This is a genomic window from Mesorhizobium sp., assembly GCF_041661565.1.
GTDB lineage: Bacteria > Pseudomonadota > Alphaproteobacteria > Rhizobiales > Rhizobiaceae > Mesorhizobium.
The window spans coordinates 19,291-37,250 of sequence record NZ_JBAZUD010000032.1 but is presented as its reverse complement, the minus strand read 5'-3'; the positions used below and the strand labels follow the sequence as shown (position 1 = coordinate 37,250).

Annotated in this window: 14 protein-coding genes; 8 read left to right on the top strand and 6 right to left on the bottom strand. The window is 63.6% G+C overall.

Going from position 1 to position 17,960, the window contains the following annotated elements; translation table 11 throughout:
- Nucleotides 1-245: 245 nt before the first annotated feature.
- The gene (locus tag WC739_RS08405) at nt 246-1,430 is read left to right on the top strand and encodes an MFS transporter (protein WP_372952564.1); all 1,185 of its coding nucleotides are present in this window, start codon (nt 246-248) and stop codon (nt 1,428-1,430) included.
- Nucleotides 1,431-1,437: 7 nt separating this feature from the next.
- Here the strand turns inward: WC739_RS08405 and WC739_RS08400 are convergent, their stop codons facing one another.
- Nucleotides 1,438-2,334, bottom strand: coding sequence for a LysR family transcriptional regulator (locus WC739_RS08400; RefSeq protein WP_372952563.1), 897 nt, complete (start codon nt 2,332-2,334; stop codon nt 1,438-1,440).
- Nucleotides 2,335-2,430: 96 nt separating this feature from the next.
- Here WC739_RS08400 and WC739_RS08395 point away from each other — a divergent pair, with 96 nt between their 5' ends.
- Entirely contained in the window at nt 2,431-3,261 is an 831-nt protein-coding gene (locus WC739_RS08395; RefSeq protein ID WP_372952562.1) for an SDR family oxidoreductase, read from the top strand.
- A 34-nt stretch (nt 3,262-3,295) separates the two neighbouring features.
- On the opposite strand, the gene WC739_RS08390 is transcribed toward WC739_RS08395, so the two are convergent.
- On the bottom strand, nt 3,296-5,587 hold the full coding sequence (locus WC739_RS08390) for a heavy metal translocating P-type ATPase (RefSeq protein ID WP_372952561.1): 2,292 nt from the start codon (nt 5,585-5,587) through the stop codon (nt 3,296-3,298).
- A gap of 106 nt (nt 5,588-5,693) precedes the next feature.
- Here WC739_RS08390 and WC739_RS08385 point away from each other — a divergent pair, with 106 nt between their 5' ends.
- Nucleotides 5,694-6,116: a helix-turn-helix domain-containing protein gene (locus tag WC739_RS08385; protein WP_372952560.1), complete on the top strand. Its 423-nt coding sequence runs from the start codon at nt 5,694-5,696 to the stop codon at nt 6,114-6,116.
- A gap of 127 nt (nt 6,117-6,243) precedes the next feature.
- On the opposite strand, the gene katG is transcribed toward WC739_RS08385, so the two are convergent.
- Nucleotides 6,244-8,430 (bottom strand): catalase/peroxidase HPI, encoded by a 2,187-nt coding sequence (gene katG, locus WC739_RS08380; protein ID WP_372952559.1) that lies wholly within the window; start codon nt 8,428-8,430, stop codon nt 6,244-6,246.
- Between the two features lie 301 nt (nt 8,431-8,731).
- On the opposite strand from katG, the gene WC739_RS08375 reads away from it, so the two are divergent.
- Nucleotides 8,732-9,676 carry a LysR substrate-binding domain-containing protein gene (locus WC739_RS08375; RefSeq protein ID WP_372952558.1) on the top strand — a complete coding sequence of 315 codons (945 nt, stop codon included), beginning with the start codon at nt 8,732-8,734 and terminating at the stop codon, nt 9,674-9,676.
- Nucleotides 9,677-9,693: 17 nt separating this feature from the next.
- Here the strand turns inward: WC739_RS08375 and WC739_RS08370 are convergent, their stop codons facing one another.
- On the bottom strand, nt 9,694-10,401 hold the full coding sequence (locus WC739_RS08370; protein ID WP_372952557.1) for a DNA helicase: 708 nt from the start codon (nt 10,399-10,401) through the stop codon (nt 9,694-9,696).
- Nucleotides 10,402-10,752: 351 nt separating this feature from the next.
- Between WC739_RS08370 and WC739_RS08365 the strand changes: the two genes are divergently transcribed.
- Nucleotides 10,753-11,745, top strand: a complete 993-nt coding sequence (locus WC739_RS08365) for a hypothetical protein (protein ID WP_372952556.1) — start codon at nt 10,753-10,755, stop codon at nt 11,743-11,745.
- A 9-nt stretch (nt 11,746-11,754) separates the two neighbouring features.
- On the opposite strand, the gene WC739_RS08360 is transcribed toward WC739_RS08365, so the two are convergent.
- A complete protein-coding gene (locus WC739_RS08360; protein WP_372952555.1) occupies nt 11,755-12,204 on the bottom strand; it encodes a GatB/YqeY domain-containing protein in 450 nt (149 codons plus the stop codon).
- A 277-nt stretch (nt 12,205-12,481) separates the two neighbouring features.
- On the opposite strand from WC739_RS08360, the gene carA reads away from it, so the two are divergent.
- The 3 genes from carA (at nt 12,482) to WC739_RS08345 (ending at nt 16,610) form a co-directional block, all read left to right on the top strand.
- Entirely contained in the window at nt 12,482-13,699 is a 1,218-nt protein-coding gene (gene carA / locus WC739_RS08355; RefSeq protein ID WP_372952554.1) for a glutamine-hydrolyzing carbamoyl-phosphate synthase small subunit, read from the top strand.
- A gap of 188 nt (nt 13,700-13,887) precedes the next feature.
- Entirely contained in the window at nt 13,888-15,558 is a 1,671-nt protein-coding gene (locus WC739_RS08350; protein ID WP_372952553.1) for a hypothetical protein, read from the top strand.
- Nucleotides 15,555-16,610 (top strand): hypothetical protein, encoded by a 1,056-nt coding sequence (locus WC739_RS08345; RefSeq protein ID WP_372952552.1) that lies wholly within the window; start codon nt 15,555-15,557, stop codon nt 16,608-16,610. The genes WC739_RS08350 and WC739_RS08345 overlap by 4 nt, the downstream gene beginning before the upstream one ends.
- 43 nt (nt 16,611-16,653) lie before the next feature.
- Here the strand turns inward: WC739_RS08345 and WC739_RS08340 are convergent, their stop codons facing one another.
- Complete coding sequence (locus tag WC739_RS08340) at nt 16,654-17,952, bottom strand: glycoside hydrolase family 99-like domain-containing protein (protein ID WP_372952551.1); 1,299 nt, start codon at nt 17,950-17,952, stop codon at nt 16,654-16,656.
- Nucleotides 17,953-17,960: the final 8 nt, after the last annotated feature.

Sequence of the window (17,960 nt, the reverse complement as noted above, 5' to 3'; positions counted from 1 at the left end):
GCAGATCAACTCGCTGCTGGCATCGATGGCCTATCCCGTCCTGGAAGAGCGCGGCCTGCTGACGGGCTCGCGGTTGAAGGCGGGCTGAGGCATCGAAGCTGCCAATCTCCCCACTTGTGGGGGAGATTAGCGCGTCATCGCCTCGCGCTCCTCCACTGAAGAAAACCTAAACCCACGACAAAAATTTCTGGATTGCCCGCAAGGCCCATCCATGGTTTGAGGCCGTTCCCAGCCAAGGCCGTCCCATGTCGCTGCCGCTCATCGCCCTGTTCATTGCCGCCTTCGCCTTCGGCACCACCGAATTCGTCATCGCCGGCGTGCTGCCGCAGGTGGCGCAGGGGCTTGGCGTTTCGGTCCCGACATCGGGCTATCTCGTCTCCGGATATGCCTGCGGCATCGCCATCGGCGGCCCGTTGCTGACGCTTGCCACGAAGTCGCTGTCGCGCAAGACCTTGCTGCTCGGCCTCGCCAGCGCCTTCACCGTCGGCCAGGCGGCCTGCGCGCTGGCGCCGGACTTCACCTCGATGCTGCTGCTGCGCATTGCCGTGGCGATTGCGCATGGCGCCTATTTCGGCGTCGCCATGGTGGTCGCCGTCGGCTTGGTGCGCCAAGACCAGCGCGGCATGGCGGTCGCCATCATCCTGTCGGGCCTCACAGTCTCCAACGTCATCGGCGTGCCGGCCGGCACCGCGATCGGCACCATCTGGGGCTGGCGCGCCACCTTCTGGGTGATGTGCGGACTTGGCGTGGCGGCAACGCTGGCCATGGCGATCCTGCTGCCGCGCACCACGGGATATCAGGCCAAGCCAGCCGCTTTCGCAAGCGAGGTGCGCGTGCTGAGCCGCCAGCAGGTGTGGACCTCGCTGATCCTCATGCTGATGCTGATGATCGGCCAGTTCGGCCTGTTCACCTACATCACGCCGACCTTGCTCGAGGTCACCGGACTGGACGAGGATTTGGTGCCATGGGTGCTGCTGCTCAACGGTGTCGGCGCCACGCTTGGTGTCTTCCTTGGCGGCAGGCTCTCCGACTGGAAGCTGATGCCGTCGTTGATCACCATGCTTGCCCTGCAGGCGGTGACGCTCGCCATCATTTATGCCGTCAGCCCCTACCCGCTGCCGATGATCGCGGCGATCACCGTCTGGGGCGGTCTCAACTTCGCCATCGGCACCCCGATCCAGACCCGCATCCTTTCCTGGACGGCGGATGCTTCCAACCTCGCCTCGTCGCTGATCCCGTCCGGCTTCAATGTCGGCATCGCGCTGGCAGCATCGTTGGGCGCCGCGATGCTGAATGCCGGCTATGGCTACCGCAGCCTGCCGATGCTGGGTGCCATCGCCATGCTGGTCGCGGTCGCGGTGGCGCTTGCCTCTTATATCTGGGAGGGGCGTGCAAGAGCGACGCCGCCGCTGCCGGCCCTGGCGGAGTAGCCAGCTTTTATCCCTTCGCCTCCTTCAACACGTCGATGAAGGCGCGCAGCGCCGGCGGCACCAGCCGGCGGCCTGGATAATAGAGGAACAGGCCGGGAATGGGCGGAGACCAGTCGTCGAGCACCGGAACAAGCTCGCCCCGCTCGAAGTACGGCTTCGCGGCCTTGTCCGAGAGATAGGCGATCCCCAGGCCGCCGGCGGCCGCCTCGGCCATCAGCTCCATCGTGTCCAGCGTCAGCGCGCCGGGGACATCGATGGCGATCTCCTGGCCATGTCTTTCGAACTCCCATCGATAGAGCTTGCCACTCGGCAGCCGGAACCGGATGCAGGTGTGAGCCCTCAGATCATCCGGCACCTCTGGAGCCGGGTGATCGGCAAGATAGGCCGGCGACGCGACGGCGATGAAGCGTGCCGGCCCGCCGAAGCGCACGGCGATCATGTCCCGCGGCACGGCCTCGCCCAGACGGATGCCGGCGTCGAAGCCTTCGGCGACGATATCGACCAGCCTGCCCTCGGTGACGAGATCGAGGGAGACCTTGGGGTAGCGCGCCAGAAATGCCGGCACCACGGAGCCAAGCAGCAGCCGGGCGCCGATCTCGCTGGTGTTAACCCGCAGCGTGCCTGACACGAGGCCGCGAAAATCATCGACCTCGGCCAGGGCGGCATCGATATCCGACAACAGCGGCCGCAAGCGCGTGACCAGCCGCTCGCCTGCCTCTGTGGGTGCCACGCTGCGCGTCGTGCGGTTGAGAAGGCGCACGCCCATGTCCCGCTCCAGCGTCCGCATCATATGGCTGAGCGTCGAAGGGGAAAGCCCAAGATCGTCGGCTGCCTTGCGGAAGCTGCGATGCGAGACGATCGCGGTGAGCGCCGTCAACTCCGGAAGCCCCGGCCTGCCATTCATGGGATATCTTCATCAAGCCATACAAAACTGAACGGATAGTATCATGAATTGGGAAGCGTAGTCTTGGCCGAAATCTAAAATGAAAGGACATATCCCATGGCCAGGACATGGTTCATCACCGGCACCTCTTCCGGTTTCGGCAGGCTTCTCACCGAAAGGCTGCTGGCGCGTGGCGACCGTGTCGCCGCCACCGTGCGCAAGCCAGGGGCGCTCGCCGATCTGCAGGCATCGCATGGCGATCGCCTGTGGATCACCTCGCTCGAGATGACCGACAGCGATGCGATCCGGGCAGTGATCGACAAGGCCTTTGCCGAGCTTGGCCGCATCGACGTCATCGTCAGCAACGCCGGCTACGGCCTGTTCGGCGCCGCCGAGGAGTTGGGCGACAGCCAGATCCGCGACGTGATCGACACCAACCTCATCGGCTCCATCCATTTGATCCGGGCAGCCTTGCCGCATCTGAGACGACAGGGAGGCGGCCGGATCCTGCAGGTCTCCTCGGAGGGCGGACAGATGGCCTATCCCGGCTTCAGCCTCTATCACGCCACCAAATGGGGCATCGAAGGCTTCGTGGAATCCGTTCGGCAGGAGGTCGCACCCTTCGGCATCGGCATGATGCTGGTGGAGCCTGGCCCGACATCGACGAATTTCGGCGGCAGCCTGGTCAGTGCCGAGCCCGTGAATGCCTATGCGAACACGCCCGTCGGCGACCTGCGCCGGGCTTTTTCCGAAGGCTCTTTCGAGCTCAAGGGCGATCCGGCCAAGATTGTCGAGGCGATGATCGCCTCCGTGGCGCAGGACCCCGCGCCACGACGACTGACCTTTGGCGCGACGGCCTATGCTTCGATCCGCGACGCGCTGCAGGGCAGGCTCGCGGAACTGGAGGCCCAGAAGGACGCCGCGCTGGCGACGGACATCGACGCCTGACGTTAGGACGGTCGGTCTCCGCCAAGGACCGCGTTCACCCCCGCCAGCGAAGCAATCGCATGGCGTTGGCCGTGACCAGCACGGTGGCGCCGGTGTCGGCCAGGATCGCCGGCCACAGACCGGTGATGCCAATGATGGTGGTGACCAGGAATACCGCCTTCAGCCCGAGCGCCACGGTGATGTTCTGGCCGATATTGGCCATCACCGCCCGCGACAGCCGCACCATGCGCACCACATCCATGACCCGGCCATGCAGGATCGCCGCGTCGGCCGTCTCCAGCGCCACATCGGTGCCGCCACCCATGGCGATGCCGATGTCGGCGGCGGCAAGCGCCGGAGCGTCGTTGATGCCGTCGCCGACCTTGGCGACTTTCAGCCCCTCGCGTTGCAAGTCGCCGACGATGCGCTGCTTGTCTTGCGGCATCAGCTCCGCCCGCGCTTCGATGCCGAGCGAAGCGGCAATCGCCTCGGCGGTGCGGCGGTTGTCGCCGGTCAGCATCACCGTGCGGATACCTTGCGCCTTGAGCGCCGCTATGCCGGCGGCCGCATCCGGCCGCGGCTCGTCGCGCATGGCGATCAGCCCGGCCACCACGCCATCCGCCACAAGCACCGAGACGGTCTTGCCCTGGCCGTTGAGACTTTCGACAGCGAGGCGCTGCGCCTCGGTCATGGCGGCGCGTTCGCCCGCCGCCTGGCCGGAACCGAGAAAGACGGCGACACCGCCGACGCTGCCCTCGACGCCCTGGCCCGAAACCGCCTTCGCCGCTATTGCCGGCGGTATCGGCGCTCCGTCAACCTTGGCTTTGCCGAGGATCGCCACCGCCAGCGGATGGCTCGAGCCCTGCTCCAGCGCCGCCGCCAGCGCCAGCACGGTGCATTCATCGCGGCCATAGGCCACGATGTCGGTGACGACAGGCTTGCCCGCGGTCAGCGTGCCGGTCTTGTCGAAGGCGACCGCGGTGATCCGGCGAAACCCTTCCAGCACCGTGCCGCCCTTCATCAGCAGGCCGCGCCGCGCGCCGGTCGCCAGGCCGGCGGCGATCGCCGCCGGAGTCGAGATGACCAGCGCGCAGGGGCAGCCGATCAGCAGAATCGCCAGGCCCTTGTAGATCCACTCGTTCCAGTCGCTGCCGGCAAGCAGTGGCGGCAGCAGAGCCACCATCGCGCCGACCGCCAGCACGGCCGGGGTGTAGTAGCGCGAGAAGCGATCGATGAAGCGCTCGGTCGGCGCCTTGGCCTCCTGCGCCTCCTCCACCAGCCGCACTACGCGGGCGATGGTGTTGTCGGAGGCGGCGGCCGTGACCCGCAGCTTGAGCACACCGTCGGTGCTGATCGTGCCGGCAAAGACGGCTTCGCCAACACCCTTGCGCTTCGGCGTGCTTTCGCCGGTGACCGGCGCCTCGTCGATCTCGCTGGAGCCTTCGGCGATCTCGCCATCGGCCGGAATGCGGTCGCCCGGACGCACCACGATGATGTCGCCGACCGCAAGCTGATCGGCTGGAACTTCCTTGGTGCCGCCCGCACGCTCGACAAGCGCCGTCTTCGGCACGAGGTCGGCAAGACCCTGGATGCTGGCTCGCGCCCGGCCGGCGGCAACGCCTTCCAGCATTTCACCGATCAGGAACAGCACCACCACGGTGGCGGCCTCCTCCGTGGCGCCGATCATCACCGCGCCCGTCGCGGCGATGGTCATCAGCATCTCGATCGAGAACGGCGTGCCGGCCAAAGCCGCCATCAGCGCACGCCGCGCGATCGGCACCAGTCCGACCAGCAAGGCGGCGAGGAAGACCCAGCGTTCGGCCGCCGGGACCAGATGGCCGACGATGTAGGCGGCGCCAAGCGCTGCCATGCAAGCCAAGGTCAGCTTCGCGCGGCCGGAACGCCACCACGCCTGCCCTGTTTCGGCATCGCCGTGGAGATGGATGGCGCCGGCGGCCGGCTTGGAGACCGGTGCGCCATCATCCCTGCGATCACCGCCGGCGTGAGCATGTCCCCCGTGATCGTGGCCCCCCTGATCATGGTCGTCGTGATCATGGTCGGCATGGTCATGCGACGCTGCCGCTGGCGACGGGCGTCCCTCGGTTCTGGCCTCGGCCCTGACGATGCTGTAGCCAAGCCGCGTCACCTGCCGCAGCACCTTGTCTTCCGCCAGCGCACCGTCATGTCTGATGGTCATGCTGGCGCCCGTCACCGAAACCGAGACCTCGGCGACGCCGTCGATGCGGCGCACCGCCGTGTCGATCTTGGCCGCGCAGGCGGCGCAGTCCATGCCGTCGATCTTGAACCGTGCCTGCCCGGTTTGTGCCTGCTTGGGGGAAGCTGTCATCGCGTCACCTGTCTGTCTTACCCGTGCGCATCGCCGCGCAGGCCTTGAACCCTGATGCCAGACACTCTAATTGCTCTAGTCACTAGAGCTTCAAGAGGCAAAATTCATGTTTTCCATCGGCGATCTTTCCCGTCGCACCGGGGTCAAGGTGCCAACCATCCGCTACTACGAGCAGATGGGTCTGGTCGCGGCTCCGGAGCGCTCGGAAGGCAACCAGCGCCGCTACTCCAGGCAGGAGCTGGAGCGGCTGTCCTTCATCCGCCATGCCCGCGACCTCGGCTTCGCCGTCGAGGACATCCGCTCGCTGATCGACCTGAGCGGCCACCCCGAGCAGCCCTGCGGCCACGCAGACCGGATCGCAGGCGAACAATTGATCGCCGTGCGCGAAAAGATTGCCCAATTGAAGCGGCTCGAAACCGAGCTGGAGCGCATTGCGTCCTGCTGCGAAGGCAAGACCGTCGGCGACTGCTACGTCATCCGGGCGCTGTCCGACCACGCGCTCTGTGCCGACGACCACGGAAGGGGATAGGAAGAACAGCCCCTAAGCAGGGCCGTTCGCGGCAAGGCCGCGTCCCCATCGTTGGAAACGCGGCCCTGCTCTGTGTCCTTGGGAGGACCGGAAGACTTGGCCCGGCACACGCGGCGCCGGAATGCCCCTAGGCGATGTCGAAGCGGTCGGCGTTCATCACCTTGGTCCAGGCCACCACGAAATCCCTCGTGAATTTCGCCTTGGCGTCCGCCGTCGCGTAGACTTCGGCCAATGCGCGCAGCTGCGAATGCGAACCGAAGATGAGGTCGGCGCGGGTGCCGGTCCACTTGACTTCGCCGGTCTTGCGGTCGCGTCCCTCGAACACGTCCTTGGCGTCGGAGGTCGCTTTCCACTCCGTGCCCATGTCGAGCAGGTTGACGAAGAAGTCGTTGCTCAGCGTTTCCGGCTTCGTGGTGAAGACGCCGTGCTTCGACTGCCCGGCATTGGCCCCGAGAACGCGCAGGCCACCGACGAGGACCGTCATCTCCGGCGCCGTCAGCGTCAGCAATTGGGCGCGGTCGACCAGCGCCTCCTCGACGGTCAGCCGCTGCTTGCCGCTGACATAGTTGCGGAAGCCATCGACGGTCGGTTCGAGCGGCGCGAAGGAGTGGATGTCCGTCTGCGCCTGCGAAGCATCCATGCGGCCCGGCCAGAAGGGAACGTCCACGCTGTGGCCGGCGGCCTTCTCGATGGCGGCATTGCCACCAAGAACGATCAGGTCGGCAAGCGAGACCTTCTTGCTGCCGGTCTGCGATGCGTTGAAGTCGCTGGCGATCGCTTCCAGCTGCTCGAGCACCTTGGCCAATTCCGCCGGCTGGTTGACGGCCCAGTCCTTCTGCGGGCTGAGGCGGATGCGCGCGCCATTGGCGCCGCCGCGCTTGTCGGAGCCACGGAAGGTCGAGGCCGAAGCCCACGCCGTCGACACCAGCTGCGCCACCGAAAGGCCGGACGCCAGGATCCGGGCCTTGAGCGCTTCAGCGTCCTGCTCGTCGATCAGCACATGATCGACCGCCGGAATGATGTCCTGCCAGGGCAGTTCTTCCTTGGGCACGAGCGGGCCGAGATAGCGTGCCACCGGTCCCATGTCGCGGTGGGTCAGCTTGTACCAGGCGCGGGCGAAAGCGTCCGCGAACTGGTCCGGGTTCTCGTGGAAGCGCCGCGAGATCGTCTCGTAGGACGGATCGAAGCGCAGGGCGAGATCGCTGGTCAGCATGGAGGGCGCATGGCGCTTGGCCGCATTGTGCGCGTCCGGCACGGTGCCGGCGCCGGCGCCGCCTTTCGGCGTCCACTGGTGCGCGCCGGCCGGGCTCCTGGTCAATTCCCATTCGAAACCGAACAGATTGTCGAAAAAGTCGTTGCTCCACTTGGTCGGCGTCGTGGTCCAGGTCACTTCCAGGCCGCTGCTGATCGCATCGCCGCCCTTGCCGCTGCCGAACCTGCTGGCCCAGCCGAGGCCCTGCTGTTCGATGTCGGCGCCTTCCGGCTCCGCGCCCACCAGCGCCGCGTCGCCGGCGCCATGCGTCTTGCCGAATGTATGGCCGCCGGCGATGAGAGCGACGGTCTCTTCGTCATTCATGGCCATGCGCGCGAACGTGTCCCTGATATCGCGCGCCGAGGCCAGCGGATCGGGGTTGCCGTTCGGCCCTTCCGGGTTGACGTAGATGAGGCCCATCTGCACGGCGCCGAGCGGGTTCTGCAGGTCGCGGTCGCCGCTGTAGCGCTCGTCGGCCAGCCACTTGCCTTCCGGACCCCAGTAGATGTCCTGCTCGGGTTCCCAGACGTCGGCACGACCGCCGGCGAAGCCGAAGGTCTTGAAGCCCATCGATTCCAGCGCGACATTGCCGGTGAGGATCAGAAGGTCGGCCCAGGAGATCTTGCGGCCGTATTTCTGCTTGATCGGCCACAACAGCCGGCGTGCCTTGTCGAGGTTGACATTGTCCGGCCAGCTGTTCAGCGGCGCGAAACGCTGCTGGCCAGCCCCGGCGCCGCCACGGCCGTCGGCGATCCGGTAGGTACCGGCGCTGTGCCAGGCCATGCGCACGAACAGCGGCCCGTAATGGCCGAAATCGGCCGGCCACCACTCCTGCGAATCCGTCATCAGCGCATGCAGGTCCTTGATCACCGCGTCTAGATCGAGGCTCTTGAATTCCTCGGCATAGTCGAACGCCTCGCCCATCGGATCGGACAAGGGCGACTGCTGATGGAGAATCTGGACGTTGACCTGGTTGGGCCACCAGTCGCGGTTGATCCGGCCGACGGCGGTGTGCACGACCGGGCATTTGCCCGCGCTGGGATCATCGGTTTGTGCGTCCATGGTCTTCTCCGATCGTGGCTGTGTTGGGCGTTGTGCCAACTGCTGCGTGAACAAGGGCTCGAATGCCCCTGGATAAGGTCCGCTCCACCGCCGGCCTGACGGCGAGGAGCCTGAATATGCGAATGTCCACTGCCGTGGGCATGCCCTGGACAAGATGGCGCCGAAAAACCGCGTCACATCGCTCCCACGAGGGCGGGGCGTCTGTGATCACCGGCTGCTCTGGTCTCCCTCTCCCCTCCTATAGCAAAGCCCATCGATTATTTTAAGTTGGATTTCCTGATTACAGCGATAAGATGACATTATGACAAACCTGACGCTGAAGCAGCTGCGCTACTTCGAGGCGCTGGCCCGCCACAGCCATTTCGGGCGCGCCGCGGATGCCTGCGCGATCTCCCAGCCCGCCATCTCGGTGCAGATCAGGGAATTGGAGGAAACGCTCGGCGCCGAGCTGTTCGAAAGAGGTCCGCGCCAGGTCCGGCTGACCAATTTCGGCGAGGCGTTCGCGCCGCGGGTCCGCGACATCCTGCGCACGGTGGATGAACTGACGGACCTGGCGCGCGCCTCGCGCGACCATCTGGTGGGACGGCTGCGCATCGGCGTGATTCCGACGATCGCGCCCTATCTTCTGCCCGCCATCATCGGCAACCTCTCCCGCATGCATGACGGTCTCGATATCCATGTGCGCGAGACGCAGACGCAGAAGCTGATCCAGGAGCTGGCCGACGGCCGGCTCGACGCGGCCATCGTGGCGCTCCCGGTGTCGGAACCCTCATTGACCGAAATCGTCCTGTTCACCGAGGATTTCGTTCTGGTCCGCCCCGGCGAGGACGAGGGCAAGCCGGTGCCCAACCGTGAAATGCTGCGCGAGATGCGGCTGCTCCTGCTGGAAGAGGGCCATTGTTTCCGCGACCAGGCCCTGTCGTTCTGCAACATGCATTCGGCACGACCCAGGGAATTGCTGGACGGCAGCTCGCTGTCCACCCTGGTCCAGATGGTCGGCGCCGGCGTCGGCGTCACCCTGATCCCCGAAATGGCCGTGTCCGTGGAGACCCGCTCGGCATGCGTCTCCATCGCCCGCTTCGAAAGCCCCCGGCCTTCGCGAACGATCGGCATGATCTGGCGCCAGACAAGCCCGATCGCCAGGCAGCTCCTGCGGATTTCCGAAGTGGTTCGCCAGTCGGCCGACACGATGCGCGAGCAGCACGATTCGAAAGTGTCCGCGCATCTCGAGCCGGCCGCCCACTAACGGGGCTCTGCAGCTCGTCAGTTCACCGCGTGGAACCGGATGTCGCCATTGTGCAGGAAACAGGCCTTGTCGAACAGCGACAGGTCCAACGGATTCGGCAACCGGACATCGCCGATGCCGGGACACGCCTTCTTCGTCTGATCGAATGAGCGATGGATCTGCGAGATGAAGACAAGGATAAACCCTCTGTCACGCGCAAAAGCCTTCAATGCGCGAACCTGCGTCATCAGGTCTGGGTTTTCCCGCCTCTGGTCGAGCAGTTGCAGATAGTCGATGACCGCCAGCGTACCGCGTGTCTCCGATTCCAATGCCCTGACGATGTAGTCGGCACAGATCGCATCGGAATTATCGAACGTGAAAAGGCTGTCGAACCGTGCCGGTTCCGCTCCGATGGCGCGAAACCGGTCCAGAACATCCTCATGCGTATATTCCAGCGAGAAGAACACACAGCGACGGCTAGCCTTCATGGCTTCGACCGCAAGTTCGAGGCTCATCAAGGTCTTGCCGTGCCCGGGCCGCGCGCCGATCAGGACCAGGTCGCCGCCCGACAATTGGGCGAACAACCTGCCGGCGGGCGCCGTTTCGGCGGCCTTGGCCATCAGCAGGCTCCAGCTCGCGAAACCCTGCCGTGCCGCGATAGTGGCAAGCGCCTGGTGGAGCGGCATCTTCTCTCGGCGAGACAACAGTCTGGCCTGACGCTTTAATTGATGGATAGGTGCAGTCATCGCAAACCTCCTGATGCGAGCAGTGTCTGCAACCCCTCCTTATGCCTGACGCTCGAACAGTCGGTTCGGTGATCGGATAGACCCTACATGAAGAATGCTTTCCCGACGGAGCGAGGAGGCGTGGGCCGCACCAGAATCAGATGATAGCCCAATCCAAGCGGGTCGAAAATAACTGGATATCCATGGACGCAAGAATACCAGGCCTCGAGCCGGCATGAAACTCGCCGGGCGCTGGAGGGCAGTTCTCTTGTGCATGCTTTTGGAATGCGTTGAACAAGATGTGTGTCGCCGTCCGGCGCGCGACGTTTTATGATTGGAATCACAATCGTCTTTCGAGAGGAGACCGGTCCGGTGCGGTTGATATCTGTCCCGCTGGGTGTCGCGACCAGCCTCCTTATCGCCTTCATCGTCCTGATGGCATCGGTCAGGTCCTTCGCCGCGTTGCAGCCATCGGGCATACCGGCCTGGCTGCAGGCTCATGTCGGCGACAGCGACGGCATGATCTCCCAAGTGGTGCTCGAGCGGGCGCGGACGCTTTACCTGAAGAAGGTGGCGCAGGGCGCCGTCAGCAACCCCTGCTACTTCGCCATGGACGCGACGCGTCCCGGCGATCTCGGCAATGGCGTTCTGGGACGCCGCTACTATGTCATCTGCGAGGCCAGCCAATCGTTTCGCGCGATCGCGTCGGGCCACGGCGCCGGCCGGAATCTGAAAGGCAGCATCGACTTTTCCAATGGCAGGCGGTGTTCCAAGAATTTCGGCAACGCCATGGATTCGGAACTGACCGCCGGCGGCGCCTACCTGACCCGCGAGGCGAAAACCTCGTTCAAGGGTTTCTATCGCACTGGCGCAAAACAGGACGCCGCTTTCCTGCGCACCTTCATCCAGTTCGACGGCGAAGGCGAGGCGGCGAACGCGAGGCAACGGGTGATCGGCGGCCACGCGGCGCAGGTGCTGCGCGCCACGTGCATGCGCAAGAATCCGAACAGCTCCTATGCCAACCATGACGGTCTGGTGCCGTTCGGCAAGCTGGTGGACTATGCCGGCGGCCGCAGCAATGGCTGCACCAGTTGGTCGCAGGCGGATGCCCGCCAAATCATCGCGATGGTCAAGGACGACCCGACGACCCTCTACATCTACCCGGAGTCGCGCGATATCGCCGCCGTCGCGCAAGCGGCAAGAAACCATTCGCTGTCGGCTCCCTACTGGAACCCATCCTGCCTGAAGGAAATCGGCGCGCCGAAATTCTGGCCGCGCAAGACCCTCGAGCCGATGATCGCCCAATACAGGAAGGACCATCCGGCGCCGCCGCCGCAGCCACTGCCGATGTGCAAGGAGTCGTAAGGCGCTGGCTTACTGCAACAAACCCTTGACGATGCCGCTCGCCTTGCCGAAATCCATCTGGCCGGAATATTTCTGCTTCAGCGCGGCGATCACCTTGCCCATGTCCTTCTGGCTGGCGGCTCCCGTCGCCGCGATCGCCTCGCGCGCCGCCGCTGCAATTGCGGCCTCGTCGAGCTGCGTCGGCAGGAAGGCGCGGATGATCTCCATCTCGCCGCGCTCCTGCGCCGCCAGTTCAGGCCGCTTGCCGTCGTCGAAGGCCTTGGCCGATTCCTCGCGCTGCTTCACCATCTTGGCCAGGATCTGCAGGATTTCCTCGTCGCTCGCGGGCTCCTTGGCCGAGCCGCGATTGAGGATGTCGCGGTCATGGATGGCGGCCTGGATCAGCCGTAATGTCGGCAGGCGGTGCTTGTCCTGTGCCTTCATCGCGCTCTTCAGGGATTCGGCGATTTTGCCACGCATGATGCTGTCTCCTTCGGTCGGCGCGGACAATAGCGCCGGCGGCGGGCCAAGGCAAACGTCGATCTTGCCTGGCAAACCGCTGATATTGCTCGACGAAATAAATGCGGGCCCGGTTTCCCGGTGTCATTGACCAGCCTGCCCCCTTCCCCTATGTACTGGGCCTTGCATGAACTGAAGCCTGACTGCGTTGAAGCCGCGAATTCGCCGCTTCGCGCCGTTTGCCGCGCCGATGGCCCACCGGGCCGGTTACAGCGCGCGGCTCGATAGGAGTGCCGCCATGGCCGAGATGACCGCCGCGTCGACCCCCGCTTGGGCAACCGAGAAGCCGACCGCCCTGCTGGTGCTGGCAGACGGCACCGTCATCGAGGGCCGCGGCCTGGGAGCCACGGGCTCCGCCGTCGCCGAGGTCTGCTTCAACACCGCGCTCACCGGCTACCAGGAAATCCTCACCGACCCGTCCTATGCCGGCCAGATCGTCACCTTCACCTTCCCGCATATCGGCAACATCGGCACCAATGACGAGGATATCGAGGACCTCAACCCGGTCGCCCGCGCCGGCGCCGTCGGCGCCGTGTTCAAGGCCGACGTCACCAACCCGTCCAACTACCGCGCCGGCGCCGGTCTCGACCAATGGCTGAAGAAGCGCGGCATCGTCGCGCTGTCGGGCATCGACACCCGCGCCCTGACGGCGCTGATCCGCGAAAAGGGCATGCCCAACGCCGTCATCGCGCACGCGCCCGATGGCGTTTTCGACATCGACGACCTGAAACGGCGCGCGGCGGCGTGGTCAGGGCTGATCGGCCTCGATCTCGCCAAGGAAGTCACCTCGGGCCAGTCCTCGGTCTGGCGCGAGACGCCCTGGGTTTGGAACGAGGGCTTTGGCGAGCAGGATGACCCGACCATGCACGTCGTTGCCATCGACTATGGCGTGAAGCGCAACATATTGCGCCTGCTCGCAGGCCTTGGCGCCAAGGTCACCGTGGTGCCGGCCAGTACCGGCGCCGAGGAGATCCTCGCCATGCGGCCCGACGGCATCTTTCTCTCCAATGGCCCCGGCGACCCGGAAGCCACCGGCGGCTACGCCGTGCCGGTCATCCAGGACCTGCTCAAGACGGACATCCCGGTGTTCGGCATCTGCCTCGGCCACCAGATGCTGGCGCTGGCGCTGGGCGGCAAGACCGCCAAGATGCACCAGGGCCACCACGGCGCCAACCATCCGGTCAAGGACCACACCACCGGCAAGGTCGAGATCGTATCGATGAACCACGGTTTCGCCGTCGATGCCGACTCCCTGCCCGAAGGCGTCGAGGAAACCCATGTCTCGCTGTTCGACGGCTCCAATTGCGGCATCGCGCTCACCGGCCGCCCGGTGTTCTCCGTCCAGCATCACCCCGAGGCCTCGCCCGGCCCCCAGGATTCGCACTATCTGTTCCGCCGCTTCGTCAACCTCATTCGCGAAAAGCGCGGCGAGGAGTTGATGGCGGAAAGGGCCTGATCGCTGCGGGCTCGATCATAAGCAGCGTCAGCCGCTTGAACGCCTGAGCAACCTGTGATTGCGCCGCAACAATAGCTCCATGCATTTCGGGTCAATCTGGACTATGAGTTTCGCAGGCAGTGCGCACCGCACATGGCCCGCCGGCCGGTCGCGGGGAGGCGCCGCGCCGCGGAGACGTGAGATGATATATGCGTCGTCGACTTTCTGACCAGGCGACTTACCTCGGCCATCTGACGGGACTGAAAAGGTTCAGGCACCCGAACGGCCGACGCTACAGGCGACCGTTCTGGATCCTCGGTCGGATCTCCGCCGAGGCCAGACGGGTGGCCAGGGAAATCGCCACCGAGTTCGATCCAGGATTTTACCTGGCCAGCAACGGAGATGTCCAGGCAGCTCGGCTGGACCCGCTGCTTCATTACGTGATTGAGGGCTGGAAGGAGCTGAGAGACCCCAACGCAAATTTCTCCACCTCCGCGTACCTGGCGGCAAATCCGGATGTCGGTGCCCTCCGCGTCAACCCATTCTGGCACTATATCGTTTCGGGCCGCAGCGAGGGCCGAAGCTGGTCCGGGAAAGACCCCAGGGCCGATCTCATCAGGCAACTGTCCACGATTGCCGATCTGGAAATGGCTGCTCTCGCGACAGACCAGATGAGCGCCACCTTGGACGCCGGCCGCCTTCGAAGCATTTTGTCGGAGGTTGGCTCTGCCGATATCCTGTACATCGCGGTCAGTCAGGACAGCTACAAGATAGCTATTGGCGGGATCCAGCTTTGTCTTCAGTTAGAGGAAAAAGCAGTGATGGACGACGGCGGCGCCTATTTGCATCTGTTTCCAATCAATAAACGCTCATGGTTATCACGAGCCAGTAACGAGAACCTGTTGCTTGGAGTGAACCTTAACGGTGCATTCGTGGGTACGTCCTTTGCAGACGACCTCCTGAGCGTATTGGGAGAGACCGTAAAATCGAAATCTATCTTGGTCATCCACTCAATGCTTGGTCAATCACCGACTTTCATGGTGCAGCTGAATAATATTTGCACGGAGACGCCGATCTATTGGAACCACGACCATAGCTCTATCTGTGTTTCCTATAATCTCAGAAGAAACATGGTGGCAAGCTGCGGTGGACCGCCACTGAGCTCGGTGCAATGCAAGATGTGCGTTTTCGGGGAAGAGCGCGGTTCTCACCTCGCCCACATGAAGAGCATATTCTCCGCCTTGAATCCGATCGTCGTATCGCCGTCGGCCTTCGCAAAAAGGTACTGGGAAGATCGGACCGACTACCGGCACGCCAAGTCCATTGTTCTGGAGCATTGCCGCATTGGCCCGGCCGAGCCGAAACCGGTGAGGTCCGGAGCCGCGAGGGTAGCCTTCGTCGGAACGCCGGCGTCGTCCAAGGGCTGGGACGTCTTCACAGCGCTGGCATCGAAACATGCCAATGACGCCCGTTATGAGTTTCGCGGATTCGGCCGCCATCGCCCGGCCGGCACATCGATCCAATGGCACGATGTTTCGGTGCTGGAGACCGGACCAACCGCCATGAGCGATGCGCTTGCCGAAGCAAACATCGACATCGCTTTTCTATGGTCCCTTTGCCCGGAGACATTCAGCTTCACGGCGTTCGAGACGATCAGCGCGGGGGCGTCGATTATTACAAATGGACAGTCCGGCAACATTGCCAATCTTGTCGAGAATACCGGTCTGGGAACGGTCTATTCTACGGATCGGGAGCTGTTCGAAGCCTTTGACACAGGAACCGTGCTGCAACTCGTCGCAAGACGCAGGCAAGAACCAGAGAGATTTCCCTTGATCCCCAGTGGAATGACCGCGGAGATTGTCAAAGGCTTGGGCCGATGATCCGCGGCGTCCTCTGTTTTACCAGCATTTCCTACCACTATCTCGATCGCGCAAGGGTGCTCGCCAACAGCATCCGGGAATACCATCCCGATTGGCACCTGGCCCTGGGGCTCACCGACAGGGAGCCGGCCGGTTTTCGGTTCTCGCTCGATGATGAGCCCTTCGACAGTGTCGTGAGGGCGGAGGATCTGGACGTCCCGGACCTCGAAGCCTGGCTGTTCAAACATGACGTCGTCGAGATATGCACGGCGGTCAAGGGACCGCTCCTGGCGCGCTTCCTCGCGGAAGGCTGGCAGAAGGTCATCTATCTGGACCCCGACATAGCCCTGTTTTCCGATCTGCGGCCGGTTGTCGAAGCGCTGGACACCTATTCCATCGTCCTGACCCCCCACCAGCTGGCGCCCGAGGACCAAGAGCAAGCCATCATCGACAACGAGATTTCGTCGCTCAAACACGGAACCTACAACCTCGGCTTTCTCGCCGTGCGCAACGACGTGAACGGGCGTGGCGTGTCGGATTGGTGGGATGCGCGATTGCGCAAGTATTGCTATGACCAGAAAGAGCGCGGTCTGTTCGTCGACCAGAAGTGGTTTGATCTCGTCCCTGCCCTGTTCGACAACGTGCTTATCTTGCGTGATCCAGGCTATAATGTTGCAAGCTGGAATCTGACGCACAGACATCTGTCGATTGAAGACGACGGCATCTTCGTCAATGATCTCTATCCGCTGCGCTTCTTTCACTTCACCAAGCTCGGTCCGATAGGCGACCAGGCCACGGCACGATATGCCGCCGATAATTACGAGGTGCATGAAATCTGGGCATGGTACCGGCGTCAGATCGACAGATGGTCCGCGCCGGGCATTCCGGATGACTGGTGGGCCTATGGTCATTTTCCAAACGGCACCAAGATCCCTCGCGGCGCCCGCCTAATGTACCGCGAAAGGCACGAACTCCAGCGGATGTTTCCCTCGCCGTTTAGTGACGCATCCAATGGTCTGGCGAAATGGTTAGAAGCAAACACCGCGTTGCTTGGGAACCGTATTCGTCGGTGACAAGCGATCGATTCCAACCGGCCGGTCGGAGCGTCGGGAGATACTACTCCTCGCGGGTGGCTTCGCGCACCATTTGAAGCCACGCGTAGCCGTAGCGCGCATCCGGCTCGAGATAGGCGCCTTCGGCCCATTCGTTCCAGGCATTGATGAAGACGAAGCGCTCCGCCTCGGGGTTGCTTGCGGCCTTCTCGACCGCTCGTTCCAGCCACCGTCGAAACAAAGCAGGCGTTGCGCCATGAAAGATGATGGCGTCGTTCGGCCGGCGCGCGCTGTTGTCCCAGCCCGGCATCACCCCAGGATGAACGGTCCCCTCGGGAGACGGCTTGGAGAGCTCATAGTCGACCAATTTGGGATATGAATAGATTGAGCCGCCGACACGCTCCGAAGACGTGTGATACGATTCCTGCAGGAAGTGAAATTGCAGCTGGTGCGGGGGAAATTCCGACAGCGCATCGAAGCCGTGTTCTCGATAATCAACGAAGTTGAAGCTGTTCGTGGCGATGAGATAGAGCCCGGGAAAACCGAGACGGATGGCCTCCTCACGCCATCTCGTGACAGTAGCTTGGCTGTCAGGCAGGATATCGGGACGATACACGCTCAGTACCGGCTTGCCATCGACCTTCATATAGCGCTCGTCGCGGAAATACTTTTCGATGTAGCGGATGAACTCGACATCGTCGCTGGGGGAGTGTTGCTGACGGATCAGCAACGAGTTGTCGCCACCGTCCCAACGACGCGACCAGTTCTCATTTGCCCAGCACAGTGAAAACGGGATCGCCAGATCCTTGTTTTCCAGGACATTGCGCAGCGGTTGTTCGAGCAGCGTTTTCCCGCCGAACCAATAAAAATGGAAACAGAAAGCGGAGACCCCGTATGCGGTGGCCAGTTCGATCTGGCGCCGCATATTATCGACAAGTCGCAAATCGTAGTAGCCGAGTTCGCCCGGTATCCTCGGCTGGTAATGTCCGTCGAAGACCGGGAAGGCGCGGGCGACGTTGCGCCATTCGGTGAAGCCTTTGCCCCACCACACGTCGTTTTCGGGGATGGGATGAAACTGAGGCAGGTAATATGCAATCACCTTGATGTCGTCGCGGAATTTGGTCTGCGGAGGCGGCGACCATGAGATGTAGTCGGAGGCCGGATAGCGGCTCAGCGAATTGCCGACATAGACATTGTACATTCGGGCATCGACGGAGAGCCGGTGTGCGACACTGGCCCCCTTTGCTGAAAAGACGCGGGCTTTCATAGCTTCACGCCATGCGCGCCGCTTCCTGCTCGATAGCGGGTGGCGGATGGTCGCGCAGATATTGGTGAAGAGCCGGCTCTCGAGACTGATCTTCATTCGGGGTT

Coding starts and splice junctions, on each gene's coding strand:
- katG (WP_372952559.1), bottom strand. CDS start 8,430: ATGGACGCACAAACCGATGATCCCAGCGCGGGCAAATGCCCGGTCGTG.
- WC739_RS08390 (WP_372952561.1), bottom strand. CDS start 5,587: ATGACAGCTTCCCCCAAGCAGGCACAAACCGGGCAGGCACGGTTCAAG.
- WC739_RS08340 (WP_372952551.1), bottom strand. CDS start 17,952: ATGAAGATCAGTCTCGAGAGCCGGCTCTTCACCAATATCTGCGCGACC.
- WC739_RS08395 (WP_372952562.1), top strand. CDS start 2,431: ATGGCCAGGACATGGTTCATCACCGGCACCTCTTCCGGTTTCGGCAGG.
- WC739_RS08350 (WP_372952553.1), top strand. CDS start 13,888: ATGCGTCGTCGACTTTCTGACCAGGCGACTTACCTCGGCCATCTGACG.
- WC739_RS08400 (WP_372952563.1), bottom strand. CDS start 2,334: ATGAATGGCAGGCCGGGGCTTCCGGAGTTGACGGCGCTCACCGCGATC.
- carA (WP_372952554.1), top strand. CDS start 12,482: ATGGCCGAGATGACCGCCGCGTCGACCCCCGCTTGGGCAACCGAGAAG.
- WC739_RS08345 (WP_372952552.1), top strand. CDS start 15,555: ATGATCCGCGGCGTCCTCTGTTTTACCAGCATTTCCTACCACTATCTC.
- WC739_RS08405 (WP_372952564.1), top strand. CDS start 246: ATGTCGCTGCCGCTCATCGCCCTGTTCATTGCCGCCTTCGCCTTCGGC.
- WC739_RS08370 (WP_372952557.1), bottom strand. CDS start 10,401: ATGACTGCACCTATCCATCAATTAAAGCGTCAGGCCAGACTGTTGTCT.
- WC739_RS08385 (WP_372952560.1), top strand. CDS start 5,694: ATGTTTTCCATCGGCGATCTTTCCCGTCGCACCGGGGTCAAGGTGCCA.
- WC739_RS08360 (WP_372952555.1), bottom strand. CDS start 12,204: ATGCGTGGCAAAATCGCCGAATCCCTGAAGAGCGCGATGAAGGCACAG.
- WC739_RS08375 (WP_372952558.1), top strand. CDS start 8,732: ATGACAAACCTGACGCTGAAGCAGCTGCGCTACTTCGAGGCGCTGGCC.